This window comes from Halomonas sp. MMH1-48, assembly GCF_022348105.1.
In the GTDB taxonomy this organism is placed as follows: Bacteria; Pseudomonadota; Gammaproteobacteria; order Pseudomonadales; family Halomonadaceae; genus Vreelandella; species Vreelandella piezotolerans.
Genome location: NZ_JAKRFL010000002.1, coordinates 150522 through 173105, shown reverse-complemented (window position 1 = coordinate 173105; position 22584 = coordinate 150522). Strand labels below are relative to the sequence as shown.

At 60.8% G+C, this 22584-nt stretch carries 24 protein-coding genes; 9 read left to right on the top strand and 15 right to left on the bottom strand.

The window, feature by feature from the left end:
• Positions 1–80 precede the first annotated feature (80 nt).
• From MHM37_RS02900 to MHM37_RS02890, 3 genes are all read left to right on the top strand, one after another.
• Positions 81–386 carry a nucleotidyltransferase domain-containing protein gene (locus MHM37_RS02900; RefSeq protein ID WP_139528402.1) on the top strand — a complete coding sequence of 102 codons (306 nt, stop codon included), beginning with the start codon at positions 81–83 and terminating at the stop codon, positions 384–386.
• The gene (locus MHM37_RS02895; RefSeq protein WP_176558261.1) at positions 383–862 is read left to right on the top strand and encodes a hypothetical protein; all 480 of its coding nucleotides are present in this window, start codon (positions 383–385) and stop codon (positions 860–862) included. Before MHM37_RS02900 ends, MHM37_RS02895 begins: the two co-directional genes overlap by 4 nt.
• 77 nt (positions 863–939) lie before the next feature.
• A complete protein-coding gene (locus MHM37_RS02890; RefSeq protein WP_239295821.1) occupies positions 940–1716 on the top strand; it encodes a DTW domain-containing protein in 777 nt (258 codons plus the stop codon).
• Here MHM37_RS02890 and MHM37_RS02885 read toward each other — a convergent pair.
• From MHM37_RS02885 to def, 8 genes are all read right to left on the bottom strand, one after another.
• The gene (locus MHM37_RS02885) at positions 1713–2624 is read right to left on the bottom strand and encodes a DMT family transporter (protein WP_239295822.1); all 912 of its coding nucleotides are present in this window, start codon (positions 2622–2624) and stop codon (positions 1713–1715) included. The genes MHM37_RS02890 and MHM37_RS02885 overlap by 4 nt on opposite strands.
• Positions 2621–3874, bottom strand: a complete 1254-nt coding sequence (locus MHM37_RS02880; RefSeq protein WP_219862814.1) for a TraB/GumN family protein — start codon at positions 3872–3874, stop codon at positions 2621–2623. Before MHM37_RS02880 ends, MHM37_RS02885 begins: the two co-directional genes overlap by 4 nt.
• Before the next feature lie 36 nt (positions 3875–3910).
• A complete protein-coding gene (locus MHM37_RS02875; protein ID WP_139528406.1) occupies positions 3911–5359 on the bottom strand; it encodes a TrkH family potassium uptake protein in 1449 nt (482 codons plus the stop codon).
• A 48-nt stretch (positions 5360–5407) separates the two neighbouring features.
• Positions 5408–6781, bottom strand: a complete 1374-nt coding sequence (trkA, locus tag MHM37_RS02870; protein WP_219862816.1) for a Trk system potassium transporter TrkA — start codon at positions 6779–6781, stop codon at positions 5408–5410.
• Positions 6782–6892: 111 nt separating this feature from the next.
• Positions 6893–7099 (bottom strand): dodecin, encoded by a 207-nt coding sequence (locus MHM37_RS02865; RefSeq protein ID WP_044628944.1) that lies wholly within the window; start codon positions 7097–7099, stop codon positions 6893–6895.
• A gap of 38 nt (positions 7100–7137) precedes the next feature.
• Positions 7138–8469, bottom strand: coding sequence for a 16S rRNA (cytosine(967)-C(5))-methyltransferase RsmB (gene rsmB / locus MHM37_RS02860; RefSeq protein WP_239295823.1), 1332 nt, complete (start codon positions 8467–8469; stop codon positions 7138–7140).
• Positions 8466–9458, bottom strand: coding sequence for a methionyl-tRNA formyltransferase (fmt, locus tag MHM37_RS02855; RefSeq protein ID WP_153843970.1), 993 nt, complete (start codon positions 9456–9458; stop codon positions 8466–8468). Before fmt ends, rsmB begins: the two co-directional genes overlap by 4 nt.
• Before the next feature lie 137 nt (positions 9459–9595).
• Positions 9596–10108 carry a peptide deformylase gene (gene def / locus MHM37_RS02850; RefSeq protein WP_153843971.1) on the bottom strand — a complete coding sequence of 171 codons (513 nt, stop codon included), beginning with the start codon at positions 10106–10108 and terminating at the stop codon, positions 9596–9598.
• Positions 10109–10284: 176 nt separating this feature from the next.
• On the opposite strand from def, the gene MHM37_RS02845 reads away from it, so the two are divergent.
• The 5 genes from MHM37_RS02845 (at position 10285) to aroE (ending at position 14951) form a co-directional block, all read left to right on the top strand.
• The gene (locus MHM37_RS02845; protein ID WP_139525038.1) at positions 10285–11331 is read left to right on the top strand and encodes a LysM domain-containing protein; all 1047 of its coding nucleotides are present in this window, start codon (positions 10285–10287) and stop codon (positions 11329–11331) included.
• A gap of 33 nt (positions 11332–11364) precedes the next feature.
• Positions 11365–12486 (top strand): DNA-processing protein DprA, encoded by a 1122-nt coding sequence (dprA, locus tag MHM37_RS02840; RefSeq protein ID WP_239295824.1) that lies wholly within the window; start codon positions 11365–11367, stop codon positions 12484–12486.
• A 48-nt stretch (positions 12487–12534) separates the two neighbouring features.
• Positions 12535–13092, top strand: coding sequence for a Sua5/YciO/YrdC/YwlC family protein (locus MHM37_RS02835; protein ID WP_239295825.1), 558 nt, complete (start codon positions 12535–12537; stop codon positions 13090–13092).
• Positions 13093–13190: 98 nt separating this feature from the next.
• Positions 13191–14123 carry an oxygen-dependent coproporphyrinogen oxidase gene (gene hemF / locus MHM37_RS02830; RefSeq protein ID WP_219862830.1) on the top strand — a complete coding sequence of 311 codons (933 nt, stop codon included), beginning with the start codon at positions 13191–13193 and terminating at the stop codon, positions 14121–14123.
• Positions 14124–14132: 9 nt separating this feature from the next.
• On the top strand, positions 14133–14951 hold the full coding sequence (aroE, locus tag MHM37_RS02825) for a shikimate dehydrogenase (RefSeq protein WP_219862832.1): 819 nt from the start codon (positions 14133–14135) through the stop codon (positions 14949–14951).
• Between the two features lie 69 nt (positions 14952–15020).
• Here aroE and MHM37_RS02820 read toward each other — a convergent pair whose 3' ends face one another.
• A complete protein-coding gene (locus MHM37_RS02820) occupies positions 15021–15278 on the bottom strand; it encodes a hypothetical protein (protein ID WP_139525043.1) in 258 nt (85 codons plus the stop codon).
• 19 nt (positions 15279–15297) lie between these two features.
• A complete protein-coding gene (locus MHM37_RS02815) occupies positions 15298–16101 on the bottom strand; it encodes a M48 family metallopeptidase (protein ID WP_139525044.1) in 804 nt (267 codons plus the stop codon).
• Between the two features lie 97 nt (positions 16102–16198).
• Here MHM37_RS02815 and MHM37_RS02810 point away from each other — a divergent pair, with 97 nt between their 5' ends.
• Positions 16199–17071 carry an ATP-binding protein gene (locus MHM37_RS02810; RefSeq protein ID WP_153843976.1) on the top strand — a complete coding sequence of 291 codons (873 nt, stop codon included), beginning with the start codon at positions 16199–16201 and terminating at the stop codon, positions 17069–17071.
• Between the two features lie 15 nt (positions 17072–17086).
• Here the strand turns inward: MHM37_RS02810 and MHM37_RS02805 are convergent, their stop codons facing one another.
• The 5 genes from MHM37_RS02805 to hisS form a co-directional block, all read right to left on the bottom strand.
• A complete protein-coding gene (locus tag MHM37_RS02805; protein ID WP_139525046.1) occupies positions 17087–17701 on the bottom strand; it encodes a hypothetical protein in 615 nt (204 codons plus the stop codon).
• A 189-nt stretch (positions 17702–17890) separates the two neighbouring features.
• A complete protein-coding gene (gene der, locus MHM37_RS02800) occupies positions 17891–19294 on the bottom strand; it encodes a ribosome biogenesis GTPase Der (RefSeq protein ID WP_139525047.1) in 1404 nt (467 codons plus the stop codon).
• Positions 19291–20472 (bottom strand): outer membrane protein assembly factor BamB, encoded by a 1182-nt coding sequence (gene bamB / locus MHM37_RS02795; RefSeq protein WP_239295826.1) that lies wholly within the window; start codon positions 20470–20472, stop codon positions 19291–19293. Before bamB ends, der begins: the two co-directional genes overlap by 4 nt.
• Positions 20472–21131, bottom strand: coding sequence for a tetratricopeptide repeat protein (locus tag MHM37_RS02790; protein WP_219862839.1), 660 nt, complete (start codon positions 21129–21131; stop codon positions 20472–20474). Before MHM37_RS02790 ends, bamB begins: the two co-directional genes overlap by 1 nt.
• Positions 21132–21210: 79 nt before the next feature.
• Positions 21211–22521 carry a histidine--tRNA ligase gene (gene hisS, locus MHM37_RS02785; protein WP_239295827.1) on the bottom strand — a complete coding sequence of 437 codons (1311 nt, stop codon included), beginning with the start codon at positions 22519–22521 and terminating at the stop codon, positions 21211–21213.
• Positions 22522–22584 lie beyond the last annotated feature (63 nt).

Here is a 22584-nt window from a genome sequence, read left to right as displayed (position 1 = left end):
GAGTGGGGATAAGAAAGGCTAAAATATGCTAGCCTTTTGAAAGTAATAAATGGCTAGTGCGTAGGCTAAGGAGGTCAACGATGCGCTTAAATGATGTTCAGCGTCAGGCCATCGTCAGCGCCGTGAAGTCGTGTTTTGGGCCGCAAGCGAACGTAAAGCTTTTTGGCTCCCGCACGGATGATCAAGCCAAAGGTGGCGATATTGATCTTCTGATCACAACCGATATCCGCGATGTCAATGACATAGTACGGGCTGAAATGCGCTGCCAAGTAAAGCTTCAGCAGCTACTCGGCGAGCAAAAAATCGATATGCTGATTGATTATCCCAACCGCCAGAATTATCCGGCCATTTTTAGCATTGCTGAGCGGGCAGGACTTCCATTATGACACAGGATATTGCACTACTACGTTTGCAAGAAGCATGGCGTGAGTGCCAACGGCATATGCATTTTATTGACTATGCGCTCTCCTCTCTTACACCATGCTTACCGCTGTCGGGGAGTCAATTAGCGGCGCTGGACGATGCGCAGATTCAAAGCTTGGATCAATTCGTACTAAGATTTGGCAAATTACAAGATGCGATGGGGACTCGGCTGTTCCCCTCGGTGCTGCTTTACCTGCAAGAGCCCTACGAAGATCGCCCAATGCTGGATAAGCTCCATCGTTTAGAGAAATTGGGCTATTTGGAAGAAAGTGAGCAGTGGCAGTCCCTACGGATGCTTCGCAATCGCTTTGCCCATGAGTATCCAGACGACCCGGATAAAAATGCAGCGCTATTAATGCTAGCCATTGAATCTGTGCCTAGTTTGGTGGCTATGCTTGAGCGTATTGGTCAAAAGTTGTCGCTGACATTTGAAAGATAGCTGCCGGAATAGCATCTGGCTGTTCAACCCCACGCTGCTTTATACTCTGCGCCCTTTGATGACCCACTGGAGCGCAGATGCCTGACGCGACCTCGCTGCCCCCTGAACATGATGCATTGACCGACCGCGACCCGGCCACCGGGCATCCGCGCCCGCCTCGTCGTGAATTCAAAGCGCGGGGCAGCTTCGTGACGCGCTGTGAGGGCTGCAACTTACCTGAGCTGAACTGCCTCTGCCCGTATCAGGTCAAGGCGGAGAGCGACGCTCAGGCATGGCTGTTAACCCACTCCATCGAGCACTACAAGCCGACCAATACCGGGCGTTTGATTGGCGATGTGCTCACCAATACTCGCGTGTTTACTTGGTATCGCACCGCGCCGGACGACACGCTGGCGGCGCTGTTGGACGATCCACGCTACGCGCCGTTCGTGATTTTCCCCGATGACCAGCCGGATTACGCCGACCGCGTGGTGGATATCGGCGCGGTGCATGCTGCCAAGCAGCAGGCGCAGATACCGGTGTTCATCATTTTGGATGGCACCTGGCGTCAGGCGCGGCGCATGTTCCGCAAAAGCCCTTACCTGGATGCACTACCGGTGCTGCCGCTGCGTACCGAGCGGGAGACCCGCTACCGGCTGCGCAAGCCCGCCTCGAAAGCGCATCTGTGCACTGCTGAAGTCGCTATTGAGTTACTGCGTCAGAGTGGCGATGAAGCAGCGGCTAGCGTGCTGGATGACTACTTTGACGTGTTCAACGATAGCTACGCAGAGAGCCGCTATTATCGCAAGATCGAAGAGCCTACGGCAGCCATGCAGCGGCTATTGGAGCGGCAGCGGGCAGAAGAGCACGGTTAGCGGGAAGGATTGCCACCGGGCAGCCAGCGCAGCAGCACTTTGCGGACCCAGTACCAGCGATTGATCAGTAGTGCCATAAAGATCAGGCTACAGCCAAGCAGTTGCAATGCGGTCATGGTTTCGCCAAACCACCAAGCGGCAAACAGCGCGGTCCAGACGGCTTCTAGCATCAGAATCACCGCCGCATGGCTAGGCGTGGTCATGCCTTGCGCTTTGATTTGCAGAAAGAAGCGCAGCGAGCTGGCCAGCAGCACGCTGGCCATGAACCAGCTGAGAATCGACGGGCTGAGCGCCAGCGGCTGGTGCTCCACCACCAGGGAAAGCCCCGTTAGCACCACGCCTACCGAGATCAGTTGCAGCGTGGTTAGCGGCAGCGCAGGCACATTGCGCACTACGCGGGTATTGACGTTGATCAAAAGCGCAAAACAGAGCGCGGCGCACACCATCAATAGCTGGCTGGCTTCCACTCGAAATCCCGCATTGAGCGATAGCAGCGCAAAACCGAGCAGCGCAATGGGCAGCGCGACCCACGTGCTGCGCGGTGGGCGGTCACCAAACAGCAGCCGAGCGACGACGGGAACCAGCAGGATGCCCAGGCTATTGATGAAGGCGCTTTCACCCAGGTGATCGGAGTAGTGCAGCCCGAGTACCCAAAACGCGATGGCGGCGCTGAACAAAACGCCGACCAGCAGGCCACGGCGGATCCGGCGTATCGGCATACGGCGCAGAGCAGGCCAAGAGAATCCCAGTAGGATCAGCCCGGCGAGTAAGAAGCGCGTGCCGATGAACAGCAGCGGCGGCATGCCCGCCAGCGCTTCTTTGGAGAATATCCAGCCGCCAGCGGCCACCACCGTGACCAGCAGAAGCAGTGCGTCGGCCTGCCAGGGGGCTTGCTTGATCGAACTCACGCAGCGCCGCTGCCGAATAGCGCACCGGCGATTCTAAACCCAGCGACCCAGGTGCCCACTGCCGACCCCAGCGTAGCGAGAATGAACACCAGTAGGGTGCGCGAGACGCGGTTCTTCCACCAGCCTTTCAGCTGCGTCACGTCGTGGCGCAGACTAGAGAAGTCGCGCACTTTGGGCTTGCGCATATAGAGCTCTACCCCAGCGGCCACGAAGCCGGCCCCAATCGTTGGGTTGAGCGATGTGAGCGGCGCGGCAAAGAAGGTGGCAATGACCGTCACCGGGTGGGCGAGAGCGGCAATGGTGGCCCCGCCGGATAGAATTCCGTTGATCAAAAACCACTCGATGACTAGCTGCCAGCCAAGCTCGGTATTGCGCGAAAAGCCCACCACGAAACCGGTAATGACCAGCGCGGTAATCAGCCAGGGAGTGGCTTTCCACAGTTTGGAGGGCGGCGGTGTCGCTTCGAGTGACGCCCTCTCGATGGTGGGGCTTTCCGGCAGCGGTGCTTCCAGGTGCTCGCTCGTCCCCTTCAAATGTCCGGCGCCCAGTACCACCAGCACGTTCTGGTAGCGTCCGGGAGGTGCGTCTTCCGCCAAACGCAGTGCCATATAGCGGTCGCGTTCACGAATCAGCGGCGTATAGAGTGCCTCCGACTCTGCGGCAAACTCGCTGAAGGTCGCTTCCAGCATGTCGCCCTCTTTGAGCTTTTCGATATCCTCTTTGGAGACGTCCTGACGCGAGAGCACGCTGCCAATTAGTCCGGAAAACAGCGAGAAGCGCTGCCACCACGGCACGTTGCGGTAAATGCGTTTGAGGGTGATGCCTACATCCCGGTCGACCAGCAGTAGCGGTAGATCGCGCGAGCGGCACTCTTCCACGGCAGCGCGCATTTCGGCGCCAGGCTGAATCCCGGACTGCTCGGCAATACGCTGCTGGAACGCGCCGAGGGCGAGGCTTGCTGCGACCATCCCCGCTTTGCCCTGCTTGAATACCTGGAACAGGTCCTGCTCGCCCATGGCGTCGGGATTGTCCATGCTTTGGTGACGAGCGTCGCACAGCTCGATGGCCACGGCGTCGAACTGGCCGCTGTCGATCAATTGGCGAACGTCGTCCGCGCTCTCGGCCGACACGTGGGCCGTTCCCAGCAGGGTATAGTGCGTCGTGCCCACTTGAACGGTCGTCAGCGGGCCGCTAGTCGTGGGCAGCACGAGGCTCTCTTGAGCCAGCGGTGTTGCATCATCTTGGGTCATTAAAAAGTCTCAATGAATAAGTCACTCGCAGTGTGTTTAACGCCGCCAAAAGGCGGGGGTAAACAGCACCAATACCGTAAAAATTTCCAAGCGGCCCAGTAACATGGCCAGTACTAAGATCCATTTGGCAAGGCTTGGCAAGTCGCCATAGTGGCTACTGGCTTCACCGAGCGCAGGACCCAGGTTGTTCAGTGCAGAGCCAACGGTCGACCATGCCGTCACCTGATCGACGCCCGTCGCCATCACACCCACCAGCATCAAAAAGAACAGCATCACATAGGCAGAGAAAAATCCCCAGACGGCCTGCGCAATGCTATCAGGCACGCTCACTTTACCGACCTTGACGGCAATCACCGCGTTGGGGTGGATCAGACGCATCACCTCGCGCATGCCCTGCTTCAAAATCAGAATGATACGGATGACCTTCATGCCCCCGGCGGTGGAGCCCGAGCAGCCGCCGACGAATGCCGCCACGAACAGCAAGAACGGCAGCGCCCCTGGCCAACCGGAAAAGTCCGCCACGGCAAAGCCCGCGGTCGTGGCCACCGAGACCACCTCGAAAAGCGCGTGCCGAAGACCAGTGATGCTCTCGTAGGTATCGGTGAGCCATAGGGTCACCACGGTGATGGTGGTGAGCCCGGCTAAAAACAGCATCAGAAAGCGCGCTTCGGGATCTTGGAAATAGTGCAGCAAGCGCTTTTCCCGCCAGGCAATGAAGTGCAGGCTAAAGCTGAAGGCGGAAATCAGCATGAAGGCCACGCAGATGAGTTCGATGGCGGCGCTATCGAAATAGCCAATGCTGGCATCGTAAGTAGAAAAGCCGCCAATGGCGACAGTGGAAAAGCTGTGCCCCAGGGCATCGAACCAGTTCATGCCCGCCAGCATGTAGGCAACCGTGCAGGCGAAGGTCAGCGTCGCGTAAATGTACCAAAGCGCTTTGGCGGTTTCGGTGATGCGTGGCGTGAGCTTGGAGTCCTTGAGCGGGCCGGGGATCTCGGTGCGATAGAGCGCCATACCGCCGACGCCCAGGGTGGGCAAAATAGCCACGGCCAGTACGACGATCCCCATGCCGCCCAGCCACTGGAGCTGCTGGCGGTAGTAAAGAATCGACTCAGGCAAGAAATCGATGCCGGTGATCACCGTGGCCCCAGTGGTGGTCAGGCCGGAGAACGACTCGAACACCGCGTCGGTCATGCTCAGCGCGTCTTCGCCAAACAGCATCAGCGGCAGCGAGCCGAACAGCGCCAGCACGGTCCAGAACATGGCGGCGATGATGAACCCGTCGCGGATGCGCAGCTCTTTATGGGCACGGCGGTTGGGCAGATAGAGCAGCAGCCCCGTCATGACGGTAATTCCAATACCGCTCATGAAGGCATGCCAAACGCCGTCACGAAACCAGAGCGACATGAGCATGGGAGGGAGCATCGTTAGGCTGAAGAGCATCAGCAGCAGGCCCAAAATTCGTAAAATGACCCGCAAACTCATCGTGCTGTTCGCCCCGGTTGTGGCTGTGTCATCACTCTGGCACGCTCCTTAGAAAAACGTTAGCCCGACTTGGAACAAGCGCTCCACGTCGCGAATACGCCGCTTGTCGATCACGAACAGAATCACGTGGTCGCCGCTCTCCACCTTTACATCGCCGTGGGCAATCAGCACCTCTTTGCCGCGTACGATGGCACCGATGGTGGTGCCCTCGGGCAGGTCGATATCGGCGATGGTGCGGCCCACGACTTTCGACGACTGCTTATCGCCGTGGGCGATGGCCTCGATCGCCTCTGCCGCGCCCCGGCGCAGCGAGTGTACGTTGACGATATCGCCCCGGCGTACGTGGGTCAGCAGGCTGCCGATGGTGGCCTGTTGGGGGGAGATGGCGATGTCGATATCGCCACCCTGCACCAAATCCACGTAGGCCGCGTTGTTGATCAGCGTGAGGACCTTCTTCGCTCCCAGCCGTTTGGCCAGCAGCGACGACATGATGTTCACTTCGTCGTCGTTGGTCAGCGCGCAGAAGATATCGCAGTCTTCGATGTTTTCCTCTTCCAACAGACGCTTGCTGGTGGCGCTGCCGTGAAGCACCACGGTGCGGTCTAGCCGCTCGGAGAGCGTGGTGCAGCGCTCCAGGCTGTGCTCGATGATCTTGACCTGATGGCTGTGCTCCAAGTGCTCCGCCAAGCGTTCGCCGATATTGCCGCCTCCGGCGATGACGACCCGGCGGAAGTCCCGCTCTACCTTGCGCAGCTCGCTCATCACCGCGCGGATATCTCGCCGGGCGGCGAGAAAAAACACCTCGTCGTCGGCTTCGATGATGGTGTCGCCCCGGGGGATGATCGGCCGGTTGCGACGGTAGATCGCCGCCACGCGGGTTTCCACGTTGGGCATGTGCTTGCCCAGAAAAGCCAAATCCTGGCCCACCAATGGACCGCCGTAGAAGGCTTTCACCGCTACCAGCTGTACCAACCCGCCGGCAAACTCCAGCACCTGCAGCGCGCCGGGATGCTCGATCAAGCGGCGCACGTGATCCGTCACCACCTGCTCGGGGCTGATCAGCACGTCGATGGGAATGGCTTCGTGGGCGAAGAGGCCTTTACGAGTCAGGTAGGCAGTGGAGCGGACCCGGGCAATTTTGGTGGGGGTGCGAAACAGCGTGTGAGCCACCTGACAGGCGATCATATTGATCTCGTCGGTGTTGGTCACCGCGATCAGCATATCGGCGTCTTCGCAGCCCGCCTGGCGCAGCACGATCGGGTAGGAGCCTGCGCCGGTCACCGTGCGGATATCCAGCTTGGTGTGCAGCTCGCGCAGTTTTGCGCCGTCGGTATCGACGACGGTGATGTCGTTCTCCTCGCGGGCAAGGTGCTCCGCAAGGGTGCCGCCGACTTGGCCGGCGCCGAGAATGATGATTTTCATCGCTAAGCATCGGTTACGTTATGAGCGCCAACGTTTTATCAGCACGCGGTGTGCGCTGCAACAAAGACGGCGGCCAGTGTAAACCAGCCGCCGTCGAAAAGCAGGTAGGGATTATTCCAGTGTGAAGCCGACTTTGATCGTGACTTGCCAGTGTGCCACGCGGCCATCCTCGATGTGCCCACGCGTGTCGGTGACTTCGAGCCAGCGCATATTGCGAACGCTTTCGGCGGCTTTGGTCAGGGCATTCTGCACGGCGTCCTCGATTCCTTTTTCGGATGAACCGGTTAGCTCGATATGTTTATAGGTATGATGACTCATGCTGTCTCCTTGCGTGTCATGAAAAGGCGGCCTAGTGCTTAGGCCTTGCGCTTCTCTAGTCTGGCATAAAAAAAGCCATCGTGACTGTTCACGGCAGGAAACAGCTGGCGGCCCGTGCCGCTTTGCTCACCCCAGGCCACGTCATGGGGCGTGGTGGCATGGGCGTCCGGGGTGCGGTCTAAAAACGCATCGATTTGTGCGGCGTTCTCTTCGGGCAGCACCGAACAGGTAGCGTAGAGTAGGGTCCCACCTGGGCGTAGCAGTGGCCATAGATTATCCAGCAGCCGTTGCTGGAGCTTGGCGAGCTGGCGAATGTCCTCTTTACGGCGTAGCGCTTTGATGTCCGGATGGCGACGAATCACGCCGGTGCCGGAGCAGGGGGCATCCAGCAAAATGGCATCAAAGGGCGTGCCGCTCCACCAGTCGCGGGTGGTGGCATCGGCATGTTTTAGTTCGGCACTGAGCCCTAAACGGCCGAGCGTGTCGTCGACTTTTGCCAGCCGCTGGTTGTCGCTATCCAGCGCGGTCAGGGAAATGTCGAACTGCTCTAGCAAGTGAGCGGTTTTGCCGCCAGGGGCGCAGCAGGCGTCCAGTACATGGGCGCCGGGACGTGGCGCGAGAGCCGGGCCCAGCAGCGCGGCGCAGAGCTGTGCCGCCTCGTCCTGCACGCTGACGTGGCCCTGTTCGAAGCCAGGCAGCGTCGAGACATCGCAAGGGTGAGTCAGCGTGATGCCATCGGGGGCATGGAGGCAGAGGTGGCCATCCAAGCCCTGCTCGGTGAGTCGCTGCAGGTACGCTTCACGATCATTGTGGCGCTGGTTGACGCGCAGCGTCATCGGCCCCGGTTCGTTGTTGGCCTCGGCAATGACACGCCACTGCTCGGGCCAGGCGCTGCGCAGCTTGCCGAGCAGCCACTGGGGGTGTTCCAAGGCCACGCTCTCATCACGGTCCACTTCGGCCTGCAGCGCATCGGCCTCGCGCTGCAGTCGGCGCAGGCAACCGTTAAGCACGCGAGTTGCCCACTCTTTGTCCAGCAGGCGTGCGGCCCCGGCGGTTTCCCCCACGGCGGCGTGGGCAGGTGTGCGCATGTAGAGCAGTTGATAGATACCGATCAGCAGCAGCGCCTGGATATCCGTGTCACGCTTTTTGAAGGGCTGCTTCAGCAGGCGGCTGGCCAACGCTTGCAGGCGCGGCAAACATCGGCAGGTGCCGTAACAGAGTTCTTTGAGTAGCGCGCGGTCTCTGGCAATGACGCTGTGCTCATCGAGCCCGGCCAGGGAGCCTTTATCGGTGAGAATCGGCACCAGGCTTCTGGCCGCCGCCGCGCGCACGTCCAGGCCGCTGCCGCCTTTGGTGGGTCGCTCGCTCATGGGTGCGCTCCTTGCGAGGCTGGCTGTGAAGGCTGTCCAAGGCGAACACCCTCGCTCAAGGGCGTTTGGCGGGCATTCAAAAGATCACGCACTGCCATGGCTTTGCCGCCGGGCAGCTGGGCACGGCTAACGCACAGCACTTCCTGGCCCTGGGCACCGCAGGCAATGCGCAGGTGTTCGTCGCCATGTGCCAACAGCGTACCTGGGGCGACGGGCGACTGCTCACCGGGTTCTACGCTGGCCATCAACAGCCGCAGACGATCGTTCCCCAGGGTGCACCAAGCCACCGGCCAAGGGTTGAAGGCGCGGATTTTACGCGCCAACTGCTCGGCGGGCTGGCTGAAGTCGAGTTCGGCTTCGGCTTTGCTGAGCTTGGCGGCGTAGGTCACCCCCTCGTCGGGCTGCGGGGTTGCCTCTAGGCTGCCGCTGTCCAACTGATCGAGTACGGTCACCAATGCATTGGCGCCTTGAATGGCCAGCCGGTCGTGGAGGTCGCCGCCCGTGGTGCGTGAGGTGATCGGGGTGCGCACGTCGTAGAGCATAGCGCCGGTATCCAGCCCCGCGTCCATCTGCATGATGGTGACGCCGGAGGCGCTATCACCCGCTTCGATGGCACGCTGAATCGGCGCCGCGCCGCGCCAGCGGGGCAGCAGCGAGGCGTGGACGTTGATACAGCCTAACCGCGGCGTATCCAGCACCGCCTGGGGCAGCAGCAGCCCATAGGCGACCACCACCATCACATCGGCATTCAGCGCCGCCAGTTCGGCTTGCGCATCGGCGTCTTTCAAGCTGACGGGTTGGACCACCGGCAGCCCGTGCTCTTGTGCCAGCTGTTTGACCGGGCTGGGCGTGAGCTTGCGGCCACGTCCAGCGGGACGGTCGGGTTGGGTGTAAACCGCCACCACTTCATGTTCGCTGTCGAGAACGGCAGCAAGGCTGGAGGCGGCGAAGTCTGGCGTGCCAGCAAAAACAACGCGTAACGGTGACATGGTGGAGAGCCCCTAGGAGAAGAGAGAAAGTGCCATCTATGAAACGCACAAAGGCCGAGAGGCAGCGCTATCGTGCAGGCATTCAGCCTGTGAGTCAGCGTGTCAGCTCGGCCAGTGGCCAGGTGATGAGGTGCCGATTAGGCGTCGTTCATAAGCTTGTGGCGCTTCTGCATTTTTTTCATCACTCGGTCGCGCTTGAGCGGAGAGAGGTAATCCACGAACAGGACACCTTCTAAATGATCGAGTTCATGTTGAATGCAGTGGGCCAGCAAGCCGTCCGCTTCCAACTCGTAGGGCTCTCCGTTACGGTCCAGCGCGTTGAGCGTCACTTTCAGGTAGCGCGGTACTTCGGCATAGTACTCAGGGATCGACAAGCAGCCCTCGGAGAGCGGCTCTTTGGCATCACCGATGGGCTCGTAGCGCGGGTTGATCAGCACCAGCGGCTGGGAGTTATCGTCGCTGACATCCATGACGACCACGCGGCGATGGACATCGACTTGCGTTGCAGCAAGGCCGATGCCGCGTGCGTCGTACATGGTCTCCAACATATCGTCGACGAGCTGGCGGACCTCGTCGTCAACGGTTTCCACCGGTACCGCCTTAGTGCGCAGGCGCTCGTCGGGGAATTCGAGAATAGGAAGTTTGGCCATGGCGTTACAATCACCGTTATGCTGAGTCTTTAAGATGAGTTAGCGGCGAACCTGTGTCAGCGCGCCTAACTACTTTACTATGGGCCACTATATCATGCTGATAGCGTTCCTGGGCACGCGCGACACCGTGTGGCCCTCTTCCTCTGCTTTACCAACGACTGCCTGGAGAGAACCGGATGGCGGCCCGAAAGCCTCTTTATTATAGCGTCTTTGGCGTGCTCTTAACGTGGGTGCTGTTGTCCAGCCAAGCTGTTTTAGCTCTGGAAGGCTTACGTCACGATGCGCCGCAGCGCTACGAGGTAGTGCCTGGCGATACCCTATGGGATATCTCGGCCCGCTACCTCCACTCCCCGTGGCAGTGGCCGTCGCTGTGGCGGTCGAATCCACAGGTGCGCAATCCACACCTCATTTATCCTGGCGACGTGCTGCTGCTGGGCAGCTGCGAAGGCCAGCCTTGCGTCACGTTGGAGCGTGGTCAGAGCATCGTCAAACTCTCCCCGCAAATGCGCACCGTGCCAGAGCGTGAGGCCATTACTCCCATCCCGATGGAAGTGGTCCGCGCGTTTTTGCGCGAGCATCGCGTGGTCGAGCCAGGCGAGCCCCTGCAGGAACTCGCCTACGTGGTAGGCGGCGACAACCAGCGTCTGATTAGCGGGGCAGGCGATAGGTTGTACGTGCGTGGAGAGCTGCCGGAGCGCGCGAGCTTAGGCATTTATCGTCCAGGCGAGCCCTACATCGCCGCCGATGGCACACGGTTGGGCGATGAGCTGATCAATATTGGCGAAGCGCGCTACGTTAGCAGCGAGGGCGATATCGCCCGGGTCGAGGTGCTCAGTGCTTATCAGGAAGTACGTAACAACGACATTCTGCTGCCCCTAGAGGATCGTGAGCTGAGCGCGTCGTTCGAGCCCCGCGCACCGTTGAATGACGTCTCTGGACAGATCGTTGCAGTACCGGGCGGGGTGCGTTTTATTGGGCGCCTACAGATCGTTGCGCTGGACTTAGGCACCCAGGATGGCCTGCAGCCGGGGCACGTCCTGCGTGTCGACCAGCAGGGCGAGCTCGTCACCGATCCTCGCACCCAAGAGCTGCTGCGCTTACCTGACACTGAAGCGGGGCTGGTGATGGTTTTTCGACCTTACGATCACATGAGTTTCGCTCTGGTCATGCAGGCGTCACGGGTATTGGCCGTCGGGGATCGCGTGCGTTCGCCCACGCGCTAACGAACGAATCATCCGTTACAAGAGGGAACAGCGATGGATGCCAAGGAGTGGCTGGCAGTGCATGCACTGCCTGGGATGGGCGCAACGCGCATTGCACAACTGGTGGCGCGGCAGCCATCGTGGCCGCAAGGCTGGTTGGCGGCGTTGCCCAGTAGTGCCGCCAATGCGTTACGCCTGTGGCTCGCTCACCCGACGCGCAGCCCTTTGCAACACGCGGTGGACGACACCTTGACCTGGCTGCAAGGCGCGCCTCATCGTCATCTACTGCACCGCGATCATCCCGATTGGCCTGAGTTACTCGATCAGCTTCCAGACCCACCGGTGGTACTGTGGGCGCAGGGGGATTTACGTGCCCTGAGCGCCCCGAGCATTGCCATGGTCGGTACCCGCCGGCCCACGTCGGAGGGCGGTCGCAATGCACAAGCGTTTGCCCGCGAATTGGCTGGGCGCGGCTGGTGTGTGGTGAGCGGTATGGCCTTGGGGGTCGATGGCATTGCCCAGCGTGCCGCGCTGGAGGCAGGTGGCACCTCCATTGCCGTGCTGGGAAGCGGTATCGACGTCATTTACCCCGCACGCCATCGGGATCTCTATGAACAGCTCAGCACCCAGGCCGGCGGTTTGGTGCTGTCCGAACACCCGCCGGGCACGACGGCGCGTCCGGCCTTTTTTCCCCGCCGTAACCGTATCGTCACTGGACTATCGCTTGGCACTCTGGTGGTCGAAGCCACCGAAAAAAGCGGTTCGCTGGTCAGCGCCCGCCTTGCCCTGGAGCAAGGGCGCGAGCTTTTTGCGTTGCCGGGCTCGGTGCATAACGTGCAAGCCCGTGGCTGCCTGCAGCTCCTGCGTAGCGGGGCCACGCTGGTGCGCCATGTGGACGACATGCTCGAAGAATTGCAGCAATGGGCGCCCCACTACCTGCACGAAGAGGCGGCTGCCGGTGCCAAGCCGGTCTCCCATGGCACCGACAGCCCTTCGCCTATCACCGGCGACCCGCTGCTCGATGCACTGGGCACTTCGCCAACGCCGATCGATCTGCTGGTGCAAACCACCGGTCTCTCGGTCAGTGATTGCCAACAGCGGCTGTTAATGCTGGAGCTCGAAGGTCAGGCGACGCAGCAGGCAGGTGGCTGGGTGAGAATGACGGCCCCGTGGTAAGATGCAGTCACCTTTGTTCGATTGGCTGAGAGCTTATCAGGAGCGTCTATGAAACCGGCGGTTGACGTGAAAGCGGCGGTAGCTGCGCTGCGTAAAGGCGGTGTGATTGCCTGCCCCACCGAAGCGGTGTGGGGGTTGAGCTGTGACCCCGATAATGACGAAGCGCTGGCGCATCTCATGCGTATGAAGGAGCGCGACCCGGCCAAGGGCGTGATTTTGGTGGCGGCGACCATTCAGCAGTTTCAGCCCTGGCTCAATCAGCTACCGTTAGCGTTACATGCGCCGCTGGCCGCCAGTTGGCCCGGTCCCCATACGTGGTTGGTGCCCGATAACGGCAGGAGCCACGGCCTGGTGCGCGGCGCTCATCAAAGCGTGGCGCTACGCGTCACCGACCATCCGCTGATGAAAGCGCTGTGCGAGGCGTTTGGTGGTCCGCTCGTTTCCACCTCGGCCAACCGAGCCGGTGACCCGCCTGCCATGAGCGCAGACGAGGTCGACACCATTTTTGGCGAAGACGTCGCAGCTATCGTGGCGGGCGAATTGGGCGGCAATGCCAAACCCAGCACCATCCGCGATTTAGTGACCGGCAAAGTGATGCGTGACTAGCTGCTCGGCTTCGTCACACTGTCAGCGATTCACGATTCACGATTCACGATTCACGATTCACGATTCACGATTCACGATTCACCTCACCAGGAGTCAACGTGGCCCACGAGCACCTAGACGACGTCAAAGCGTATCTACTCGATCTTCAGGAGCGCCTATGTGAAGGGCTTGCCGCCGCTGACGGACGGGCCGCGTTCAAAGAGGATAGTTGGCAGCGAGAAGAGGGGGGCGGAGGGCGCTCGCGGGTGATGGAGTCGGGCGCTGTTTTCGAAAAAGGCGGCGTCAACTTTTCCCATGTGTACGGTGCACAATTGCCGCCCTCTGCCACCGCCGCACGGCCGGAGCTGGCCGGACGCAGTTTTCACGCGGTCGGCGTCTCTTGGGTCATGCACCCGGAGAACCCCAACGTACCCACCAGCCACGGCAACGTGCGCTTTTTCATTGCCGAAAAAGAGGGCGAGCCACCGGTGTGGTGGTTTGGCGGGGGCTTCGACCTGACCCCCTACTATCCCGTGTTCGAGGACGTAGTGCACTGGCATCAGGTCGCACGCGACGCCTGCGCGCCCTTTGGAGAGGGTGTTTATGAGCGCTACAAAGCGTGGTGCGACGACTACTTTTACCTCAAGCACCGCGACGAGACTCGCGGGGTGGGTGGCCTATTCTTCGACGACCTGAACGAGGGCAGCTTCGAAGAGTGTTTTGCCTTCCAGCGCGCGGTAGGCGATAGCTTTCTGGACGCTTACCTTCCCATCGTCGAGCGCCGGAAACAGGACGCATGGGGCCAGCCGGAGCGGGAGTTCCAGCTCTATCGGCGTGGCCGCTACGTCGAATTCAACCTGGTGTGGGACCGAGGCACGCTGTTTGGCTTGCAAAGCGGCGGACGCACGGAATCGATTTTGATGTCCATGCCGCCGCTGGCCCGCTGGGAGTACGCCTTCACGCCTGAGGCAGGTAGCCGTGAAGCCGTGCTGCACGACTATCTGGTGCCCCGCGATTGGCTGACCGAAGCCGCCCAGCAGCGCCATGCCTAAGGAGTGTCGATGAGCGACCGTTACTGCGTGTTTGGTAATCCGATCAAACACTCGAAATCACCGCTGATTCACGGTGAGTTCGCCCGTCAAACCCAGCAGCCCATGACGTACACGGCGGAACTGGCGCCTGAGGATGGTTTTACAGACGCATGGCGAGCTTTCGTGTCGGGCGGTGGCCGGGGTGCCAACGTGACCGTGCCGTTCAAAGGCGATGCTTTTGCGCTTTGCGATACGTTGAGCTATCGCGCCAAGCGCGCCCAAGCGGTCAATACGCTGATCGTGGGGGGTAACGGGCGCACCTACGGTGATACGACCGATGGTATTGGATTGGTGCGTGATTTGGCCTATCACCGCGTCCCTCTGGCGGGTAAGCGCGTGCTGGTGCTCGGCGCTGGGGGTGCCGTGCGTGGCATTTTAGAGCCACTGCTGGCCGAAAAACCCAGCGAGGTGGTCGTCGCCAACCGGACCGTGGCAAAAGCCGAGCAGTTGGCGGAGGCGTTCGTGGATCTGGGGCGTATTCATGGCGGTGGCTTTGCGTCGGTAGAGGGGCCGTTCGATGTGGTCATTAACGGCACCAGTGCCAGCCTGTCAGGCGAGCTGCCGCCGCTACCGGAGACACTGTTTGGCGAAGGTGCCTGGGCCTACGACATGATGTACGGCGCCGAGCCGACGGTGTTTCTTCAGTGGGCAGGACCGCGCGGCGCAAAGCTGCTGGATGGTTTGGGTATGCTGGTCGAGCAGGCGGCCGAGTCGTTCTTTGCATGGCGCAACGTGAGACCCGAAACGGCCAGCGTACGCACGCTGCTACGTCAATCGCTCAATTATTGAGCAGGGCGATGGGGGCGAGTGCCCCCATCGTGTCGTCGTGAGCTCACGAGAGCGAGAGAAAGGGTCGGTCTAACGCGATTTGGTATAAAACCCCACCATGCACATCACCAGCCCCACCACGGATAGCAGCATGCCTCCGTTGACCAGCAGCGGTGAACGCTCGAGCCACGACACGAAAGGCTGCGGTGTGTCATAGCATGCACCATCCAGATAGTTCCAATAGCCGCCATCGAGTTGGCAAGCGCGGACGTCCCCCAACTCCCAAAAATAGACGCCTAGTAGCACCAGAATTGGTAGCACTAATAGCAGTAAACCCAATCGGATCATCGAAAACCTCTAACTGGTGCTACGGGCGTGGGCAGTTGGGCGTGCGGCCGCTGCTGCGCGCCTGCTCGTAGGTGGCCAGCGCTTGATCCATGTTGGCTTGCAGGCCTTGAATCCGCTGGCCTTGGCTCGGGTGGGTCGACATCCAGGCGGGAGGCGCGCCGCCGCCCGATGCGGCCTGCATGTTCTCCCATAGCGTGACGCTTTCGCGCGGATCGAACCCCGCCTGCGCCATGAGCTGTAAGCCAATCACATCGGCCTCGCTCTCATGACGTCGGGAGAACGGCAGCGCGATCCCGTATTCGGCACCCAAGCCGAGCACGCCCATGAGCTGCTGGCCTGCCGGGGTCTGCATCCCCGAGGTGCTGGAAATGACCGAGAGACCCAGCGACGTGGCACTTTGGGTGGAGGCGCGCTCGTTGGCATGACGCGCGAGCACGTGGCCGATTTCATGGCCGACGACCGAGGCGAGCTGGTCCTGCGTGGTGGCAATATCCAACATGCCGGTGTTGACGCCCATGTAGCCGCCCGGGAGGGCGAAGGCATTCGGCTGTTCGGATTCGAAGACACGAATTTGCCAATCGAGGTTACGCTGTTCGTTGGGGAGAACGTCGACGATCGCATTGGTGATGCACTGCACGTAGCGGTGGCTCGCCTGGCCAGCGGTCGGAATGTTTTGCTGATATTCGGCGAAGGCCTGCTGGCCCATTTGATTCAGCTGATCATCGGAGAGCAGCAATAGCTGTGAGCGGCCGGTGGGTGAGGTCGAGCAGGCTGCGATCGAGGCGCACAGCGCCGTCACCGCTAATGGGCGAAGCCAACGCATAGACAGTTTCCTTATAGACGAGTAGGGATCCTTGCACACAAGATAACCACTGACCGTGGTAAATCAACCCCTATCATAACGCACTCTGAGGATGACGATGGATGCCGAATTAAGCCAACGCCTGGCGCGATTACTCGATCATGTCGACCACTGGTTGCCACCCGCACCTGTCCCGGTCGAGTGGGAAAAACACGTGGCGGCCATTTGGCAACGCCACCCGCTGGGTGGGCGGCTGGTGCCCGTGCCGCCAAGAGACACGATGACGCTGGACGACCTGCTCGGTATCGAGCGGCAAAAGCTGGCGTTGGTCGATAATACGCGCGCCTTTTTACAAGGGCTACCTGCCAACCATGCGCTGCTGTGGGGCTCCCGTGGAAGCGGAAAATCATCGGTGATACGCGCACTGCTCAACTCGCTGGCCACAGAGGGGTTACGGCTGATCCAGGTTGACCGACATGATTTGTCGAGTCTGCCGCTGCTAGTGGAACAGCTTCGGCATCAGCCGCATCGCTTCGTGGTGTACTGTGATGATCTCTCCTTCGAGGGTAACGATGACGCGTATAAGGCGCTTAAGAGCGTGCTAGACGGCGCGCTGACCGGGCCACCAGATAACGTACTGCTCTATGCGACCTCGAATCGTCGCCATCTGTTGCCGGAGTCCATGGACGATAACAGCGGTTCACGGCTGGTCGGCGAGGAGTTGCATCATGGCGACGCGGTGGAGGAGAAAATTTCGCTGTCGGATCGGTTCGGCCTATGGCTGGGTTTCCACCCCTTCAGCCAAGCGACCTATTTGGAGGTATGCGAACACTGGGTGGGGCGTATCGGCACGTCCCAGGACTGGGACGATGCGGCACGGGCAGAGGCGATTCGCTTTGCCACGCTGCGCGGAGGGCGAAGCGGCCGCACGGCGTGGCAATTTGCGGCCCAGTACGTGGGCCGCAAACGGCTGCATGAGCGCGGTGAGTAACGCGCTTGGCAAGACTCAGCGTTGAGGAATGAGCTGCCCGTCGTCACCGACGTTCAGGCGAATCGTCGGAGTGAGCAGGCCTGACGGCAGGGTCATGCCCAAACCGCGCAAATCGCCAGGAGTAATGGCCAGTTCGCTGCCTGCGGGCAGTTCCCCTTGGCTTGCGAGCTGGCGAGCTAACGTCAACATCGGCGTCATTTGCTGACGGTCGGCGGCGAGAATATCGAACGCCACCGGCAGGCGCAGATTGGCGTCCTCGCCAGAGGTGAGGGTAACGTTCTGCTGATAGTTGCCCTGCACTGGGTCCACGCCAGGCATGTCCAGCGTCCAGCGAAAGCCTGACATCTCGACCGGCGGCATGCCAATGGGCAAGCCAAGCCCCATCGCCAGCGTGGCCTGCACCGGTAGACTGCCTGTGCCCAGGCTAGAGGCCAGCAGGCTCGAAAGGTCGCTGGTGTCCAGCCCGGCATTGACACTATAGGGGCCAATACGCACGTCTTCGATACCGAGCGAGGTGACCGCCAAGCGAAAGGCAAACAACCCTGTTTGTGGCAGCGCCAAACAGCCCGTCAACAGGCTGGCTAACAGCAGTAACACCAGGCCGCGTCCGCGACGAAAAACAACGTGCATGTGACTCCCTCCTGAGAAGGACAAGGGTGAATGAGCTAAGGGTAGGTAAGGTGAGTAGCGATGAAGCTGGACCAGAAAAGCGCCGCTATTTGAGGGTGGGCGAGGGTTTCTGTCAAGCAGATTTGTCAGTAATGACACAATAAAAACGCCCGCTGCGACAGCAGCGGGCGTGAAGACACGAAGCCGCGTTTAGCGGCGGCTTTTGCGTGCCTCTTTGGTACGGTTGAGCTCGCGCTTTTTGGCTTTCTCTTTGTCGCTGGCCCCCGCCATAGGGTCATAGGGGTTGTCGCCGGAACGAAACTCGAAGCGCATCGGCGTACCGCGCACCTTCAACACTTTACGGAAGGTGTTGGTGAGGTAGCGGCGGTATGCTTCGGGCAGCGACGACGTTTGGTTGCCGTGTACCACGATGATCGGCGGATTGCTGCCGCCCTGGTGCGCCATACGCAGCTTGATGCGGCGGCCGTTGACCATGGGGGGCGGATGCTGGCTGACCGCATCCTGCAGCAACGTGGTAAGGCGGTTGGTCGACCAGTGCGCGTTGGCAGCGTTGAACGCCCGTTCGATGGAAGGGTAGAGATCGCCCACCGCCGTGCCATGCAGCGCGGAAATGAAGTGCAGCTCGGCGTAATCAGCAAAGCCCAGACGGCGCTTGATATCGGCGCGCATCTTCTCTTTGGCGTCGCTCTCTAGGCCGTCCCACTTGTTGACGGCCAGTACCAGCGCACGGCCCGTGGTGAGCACGTAATCCAGCAGGTGCAGATCCTGTTCGACGAGACCACTGCGGGCATCCAGCACCATCACCGCCACGTGGCTCTCTTTGATCGCATCCAGTGTTTTGATGATCGAGAACTTCTCAGCGATTTCACGCACGTTCTTGCGTCGCCGAATACCTGCGGTATCGATCAGCACGTAGGGTTTGCCGTTGCGCTCGAAGGGGATTTCGATGGCGTCGCGGGTGGTGCCCGCTTCATCGAACACCACCACCCGCTCTTCGCCTAGCAGGCGATTGACCAGCGTGGATTTACCCACGTTCGGGCGGCCGATGACCCCGATACGAATACCTTTGGTTCCCGTGTCGGCCGGGATGCTAGCATCCCGCTCAGGGAAGGGCTCGAGCACCGTATCGATCAGCAGTGACACGTTGCGGCCATGGGCAGCCGCAATCGGCCAGGGATCGCCCAGACCCAACGTCCAGAAGTCGGCCATGGCCGAGTGCTCTTCCAAACCGTCGGTCTTGTTGACCACCAGCCAGGTTTTTTTCTGATTGACGCGCAGATGATTGGCGATGGCTTCGTCCGCGACGTTCAGTCCGGCGCGGGCATCGACCAGGAACAGCACGATATCGGCTTCGTCGATGGCCGCCAGCGACTGCTCGGCCATCGCAGCATCGATGCCTTCTTCGTCACCGCTGATACCGCCGGTATCGATGACGGTGTACGCCTTTCCACCCAGCATGCCGTTACCGTATTTACGGTCACGGGTCAGGCCAGGGAAGTCTGCCACTAGCGCATCGCGCGAGCGGGTCAGACGGTTGAACAGCGTCGATTTACCCACATTGGGGCGACCGACTAATGCAATGACGGGTGTCATGGAGTGACTTCCAGGGTTTCCAGGCGACCATTGTTGGCCTGGACATGAATGGTGCTGCCTTCCGTGACCGGGCGCACGCTGATGCCCGAATCATCGATTCGGGTGCGGCCGACCAGATTGCCATCGCGGGCGTCGATCAGATGGACATAGCCCTCGAAATCGCCCACGACGATACGGCCATCGGCAAAGGCGGGAGCGGTGAGCCAGCGGTCTTCGAGATCGTCGTTACGCCACATCTCCTGGCCGCTATTGGCGTCGAGTGCCACGAGATGGCTATCGTCGCTGACTACGAACAGGACATTACCGACTAGAATCGGTGTATGGCGGCTGGAGAGGCTGGTTTCCCATAGCATGCCGCCACGGGTGGCTTCCAGTGCGGCAACCCGGCCGTTGTAGCTAGTCACGAACAGACGGCCATCCGGACTGAGCACTGGCTGGCCCGTTAGGTCTACCAGTCGCTCGACATCGCTACGTCCGCGTGGGGTGGCAATCTGCATATCCCATAGCGCTTGGCCGCTACGGTTATCGAGCGTGGCCAGACGCCCGTTGGCTAGGCCCACGAAGGTAACCGGGTCGATGACCATTGGCGTGCCGGTACCACGCAGCGTCAAGGCAGGCTGCGAGCTGGTATACACCCAGCGCTCTTCGCCGCTAGCGCGATCCAGGGCCGTGATCTGGCCGTCCACGCTCTGAACTAGCAACAATTGTTGATTGGCCTGCGGAGCCGCCAGCACTTCGCTGGAGACCCGCGAGCGCCAAGTAACGCTGCCGTCGCGTTGGTCGAGGGCAATCACCTCACCGTTACGGGTACCGAGATAGACGTGACCTGCAATGGCGTTCAGCGCGCTGGAAATCGGGCTATCCAGCTCGACTTCCCACTCACGCGCGCCGCTGTCGGCATTGAACGCGGCGACCAAACCGTTGGCATCCGCTGCGAAGAGCGTATTGCCTTCACGCGACGGGGCGATGGGATAGCGGGCACGACCAAAGCCATCGCCGACGCGGCGGTCCCACACGCTATCCAGCGACGAGGTTTCATCGAAGCTGCGCAGCTCTTTGGGAGTAAAGGCAGGTTGGCCTTTGCTGGCACAACCCGCTAGCAGCGCTAGCGCGAGGGCTCCCAGGGTGGTGCGCATCAGATGTTTGGAAAAGAGCGGTTTAGACGGGTGAGTCGTCATCACTGTGTCGCCTCCTCGGCGCCGAGATCGTCGAGCTTGAACTGTACGCCGTACAGCGGCTGGTTCTGGTTTTGGGCGATGGACTGCGCAGTTTGCCACGCTTCGCGCGCTTGCTCGGGCTGGTTCTGTGCGAAGAACGCATCGCCCCGCACATTGGCTTGTTGAGCCGCCAGTGCATCGGAAATGGGCTGGTCGAGCAGCGCGAGCGCGGCTTCTGGATTGCCCTGCGCGACCTCGATGCGCGCTAGGCGCAGCCACGCCACACTTTGCACATAGCGGCGCGATGAGTGGCTGGCGACGTCTTGCAGTGCCTGCTTGGCCGTGGACAGATCGCCTTGCTCGACGGCAAGACGAGCCTCCAAGAGCTGTGCCAGTTCGGCATACAGCGTGTTGCCGTAGTCGTCGGTGAGCTCATCGATCAGCGTCTGTGCTTCGCTTAGCTGGTCGTCTTCCAAGGTCGTGCCAGCCGTCATATTGATGAGCTGCTGATAACGGGCAGAGGCGGCTTCCGCTTTACCTTCTTGGTAGTTTTGCCATGCGTTCCACCCAAAGACACCCGCCGCCGCGAGTACGGCACCAGCGATCAGCGAGGTACCGTTCTCTTTCCACCAGCGTTTGACGACTTCTAGCTGCTCTTCTTCGCTTCTCAGCTCCGCCACGGGCGGCCTCCTGTTCCATGGGTCAACCGCTGCTGCGGCCAACGATGTTCATCTGCCCAAACCGTGCTGGGCAGTTACGTTAGTGAGACAGTACGTTCGACGACAGTATCTCGCGAAGCGCGTCGGCCAGCTCGGCTTGGGCCACTTGCTGCTGCTCGCGATCATCGCGCAAATACTTCAGTGTGGCGGTTTGGTGGGCAAGCTCGTCTTCGCCCAGCAAAATCGCCACCGGCGCGGCGCTCTTGTCGGCTTTTTTCATGCGGCTTTTGAAGCTGCCGCCGCCACAGTGCAGCTGCAGACGCAGGGTGGGCAGCGCGCTACGCAGCTGCTCGGCGAGTGTCAGGGCGGCCACACTAGCGCTGTCGTCCATCGGCATCAGATAGACGTCGCAGCCGCCCATGGCCTCATCGGGCACCAGGTCGAGCGTTTCCAGCAGCAACACCAGGCGCTCGATGCCCATGGCAAAGCCCACGGCCGGCGTGGGTTTGCCACCAAGCTGCTCGACCAAGCCATCGTAGCGGCCGCCAGCGCACACGGTGCCTTGGCTGCCCAACGCGGCGGTCGTCCACTCGAACACCGTGCGGCAGTAGTAGTCCAGGCCGCGCACCAAGCGCGGGTTGACCACGTACGGTATACCGGCAGTCTCCAGCATCGCCTTGAGCTGCTCGAAATGCGTGCGGGACTCGTCGTCCAGGTGGTCCATCAGCTGCGGGGCCGCATCGAGCATGTCGGCCATGTCCGGGTTTTTGGAGTCCAGAATGCGCAGCGGGTTGCTGGTCAGGCGGCGTTTGGAGTCCTCGTCGAGTACGTCTTGGTGCTGCTCGAAGTAGGCCACGAGCTTATCGCGGTAGGCCGCACGCGCCTCAGTGGAGCCTAGCGAGTTCAGCTCCAGGGTGACGTGCTCCATCAAGCCGAGCTCTTGCCATAGGCGCGCCGAGAGCAGGATGACTTCGGCATCGATGTCAGGGCCCTCGAAGCCGTATGTCTCCACGCCCACTTGGTGGAACTGTCGGTAGCGCCCTTTTTGGGGGCGCTCGTGACGGAACATCGGCCCTTGGTACCAAAGCCGCTGGGTTTGGTTATGCAGCAAGCCGTGCTCCATGGCCGCCCGTACGCAGCTGGCGGTGCCTTCGGGACGCAGTGTCAGGCTGTCACCGTTGCGGTCGTCGAAGGTGTACATCTCTTTTTCGACGATATCGGTGACTTCACCGATCGAGCGTGCAAACAGCGCCGTTTGCTCGACGATGGGCGTACGAATTTCATCGAAACCATAGCGGTGCATCAGTTGGCGTACTTTGCCCTCAAAAAATTGCCAGCGAGGGCTATCGCTGGGCAATAGGTCGTTCATACCACGGATGGCTTGAATCTTTTTAGCGGCGGACTTGCTCAATGAAAACTCCTTATGGGGCGGCAGCGGACGAGGCGGGCGTCGACATCGCCTAGGCCTGCGACA

Bases quoted from the DNA above. Each gene is read 5' to 3' on its own strand.
- dprA (WP_239295824.1), top strand. From the start codon at position 11,365: ATGGATGCCAAGGAGTGGCTGGCAGTGCATGCACTGCCTGGGATGGGC.
- aroE (WP_219862832.1), top strand. From the start codon at position 14,133: ATGAGCGACCGTTACTGCGTGTTTGGTAATCCGATCAAACACTCGAAA.
- der (WP_139525047.1), bottom strand. From the start codon at position 19,294: ATGACACCCGTCATTGCATTAGTCGGTCGCCCCAATGTGGGTAAATCG.
- MHM37_RS02810 (WP_153843976.1), top strand. From the start codon at position 16,199: ATGGATGCCGAATTAAGCCAACGCCTGGCGCGATTACTCGATCATGTC.
- MHM37_RS02895 (WP_176558261.1), top strand. From the start codon at position 383: ATGACACAGGATATTGCACTACTACGTTTGCAAGAAGCATGGCGTGAG.
- MHM37_RS02880 (WP_219862814.1), bottom strand. From the start codon at position 3,874: ATGACCCAAGATGATGCAACACCGCTGGCTCAAGAGAGCCTCGTGCTG.
- MHM37_RS02875 (WP_139528406.1), bottom strand. From the start codon at position 5,359: ATGAGTTTGCGGGTCATTTTACGAATTTTGGGCCTGCTGCTGATGCTC.
- def (WP_153843971.1), bottom strand. From the start codon at position 10,108: ATGGCCAAACTTCCTATTCTCGAATTCCCCGACGAGCGCCTGCGCACT.
- fmt (WP_153843970.1), bottom strand. From the start codon at position 9,458: ATGTCACCGTTACGCGTTGTTTTTGCTGGCACGCCAGACTTCGCCGCC.
- rsmB (WP_239295823.1), bottom strand. From the start codon at position 8,469: ATGAGCGAGCGACCCACCAAAGGCGGCAGCGGCCTGGACGTGCGCGCG.
- trkA (WP_219862816.1), bottom strand. From the start codon at position 6,781: ATGAAAATCATCATTCTCGGCGCCGGCCAAGTCGGCGGCACCCTTGCG.
- MHM37_RS02865 (WP_044628944.1), bottom strand. From the start codon at position 7,099: ATGAGTCATCATACCTATAAACATATCGAGCTAACCGGTTCATCCGAA.
- MHM37_RS02805 (WP_139525046.1), bottom strand. From the start codon at position 17,701: ATGCACGTTGTTTTTCGTCGCGGACGCGGCCTGGTGTTACTGCTGTTA.
- MHM37_RS02900 (WP_139528402.1), top strand. From the start codon at position 81: ATGCGCTTAAATGATGTTCAGCGTCAGGCCATCGTCAGCGCCGTGAAG.
- MHM37_RS02835 (WP_239295825.1), top strand. From the start codon at position 12,535: ATGAAACCGGCGGTTGACGTGAAAGCGGCGGTAGCTGCGCTGCGTAAA.
- MHM37_RS02820 (WP_139525043.1), bottom strand. From the start codon at position 15,278: ATGATCCGATTGGGTTTACTGCTATTAGTGCTACCAATTCTGGTGCTA.
- bamB (WP_239295826.1), bottom strand. From the start codon at position 20,472: ATGACGACTCACCCGTCTAAACCGCTCTTTTCCAAACATCTGATGCGC.
- MHM37_RS02890 (WP_239295821.1), top strand. From the start codon at position 940: ATGCCTGACGCGACCTCGCTGCCCCCTGAACATGATGCATTGACCGAC.
- MHM37_RS02815 (WP_139525044.1), bottom strand. From the start codon at position 16,101: ATGCGTTGGCTTCGCCCATTAGCGGTGACGGCGCTGTGCGCCTCGATC.
- MHM37_RS02845 (WP_139525038.1), top strand. From the start codon at position 10,285: ATGGCGGCCCGAAAGCCTCTTTATTATAGCGTCTTTGGCGTGCTCTTA.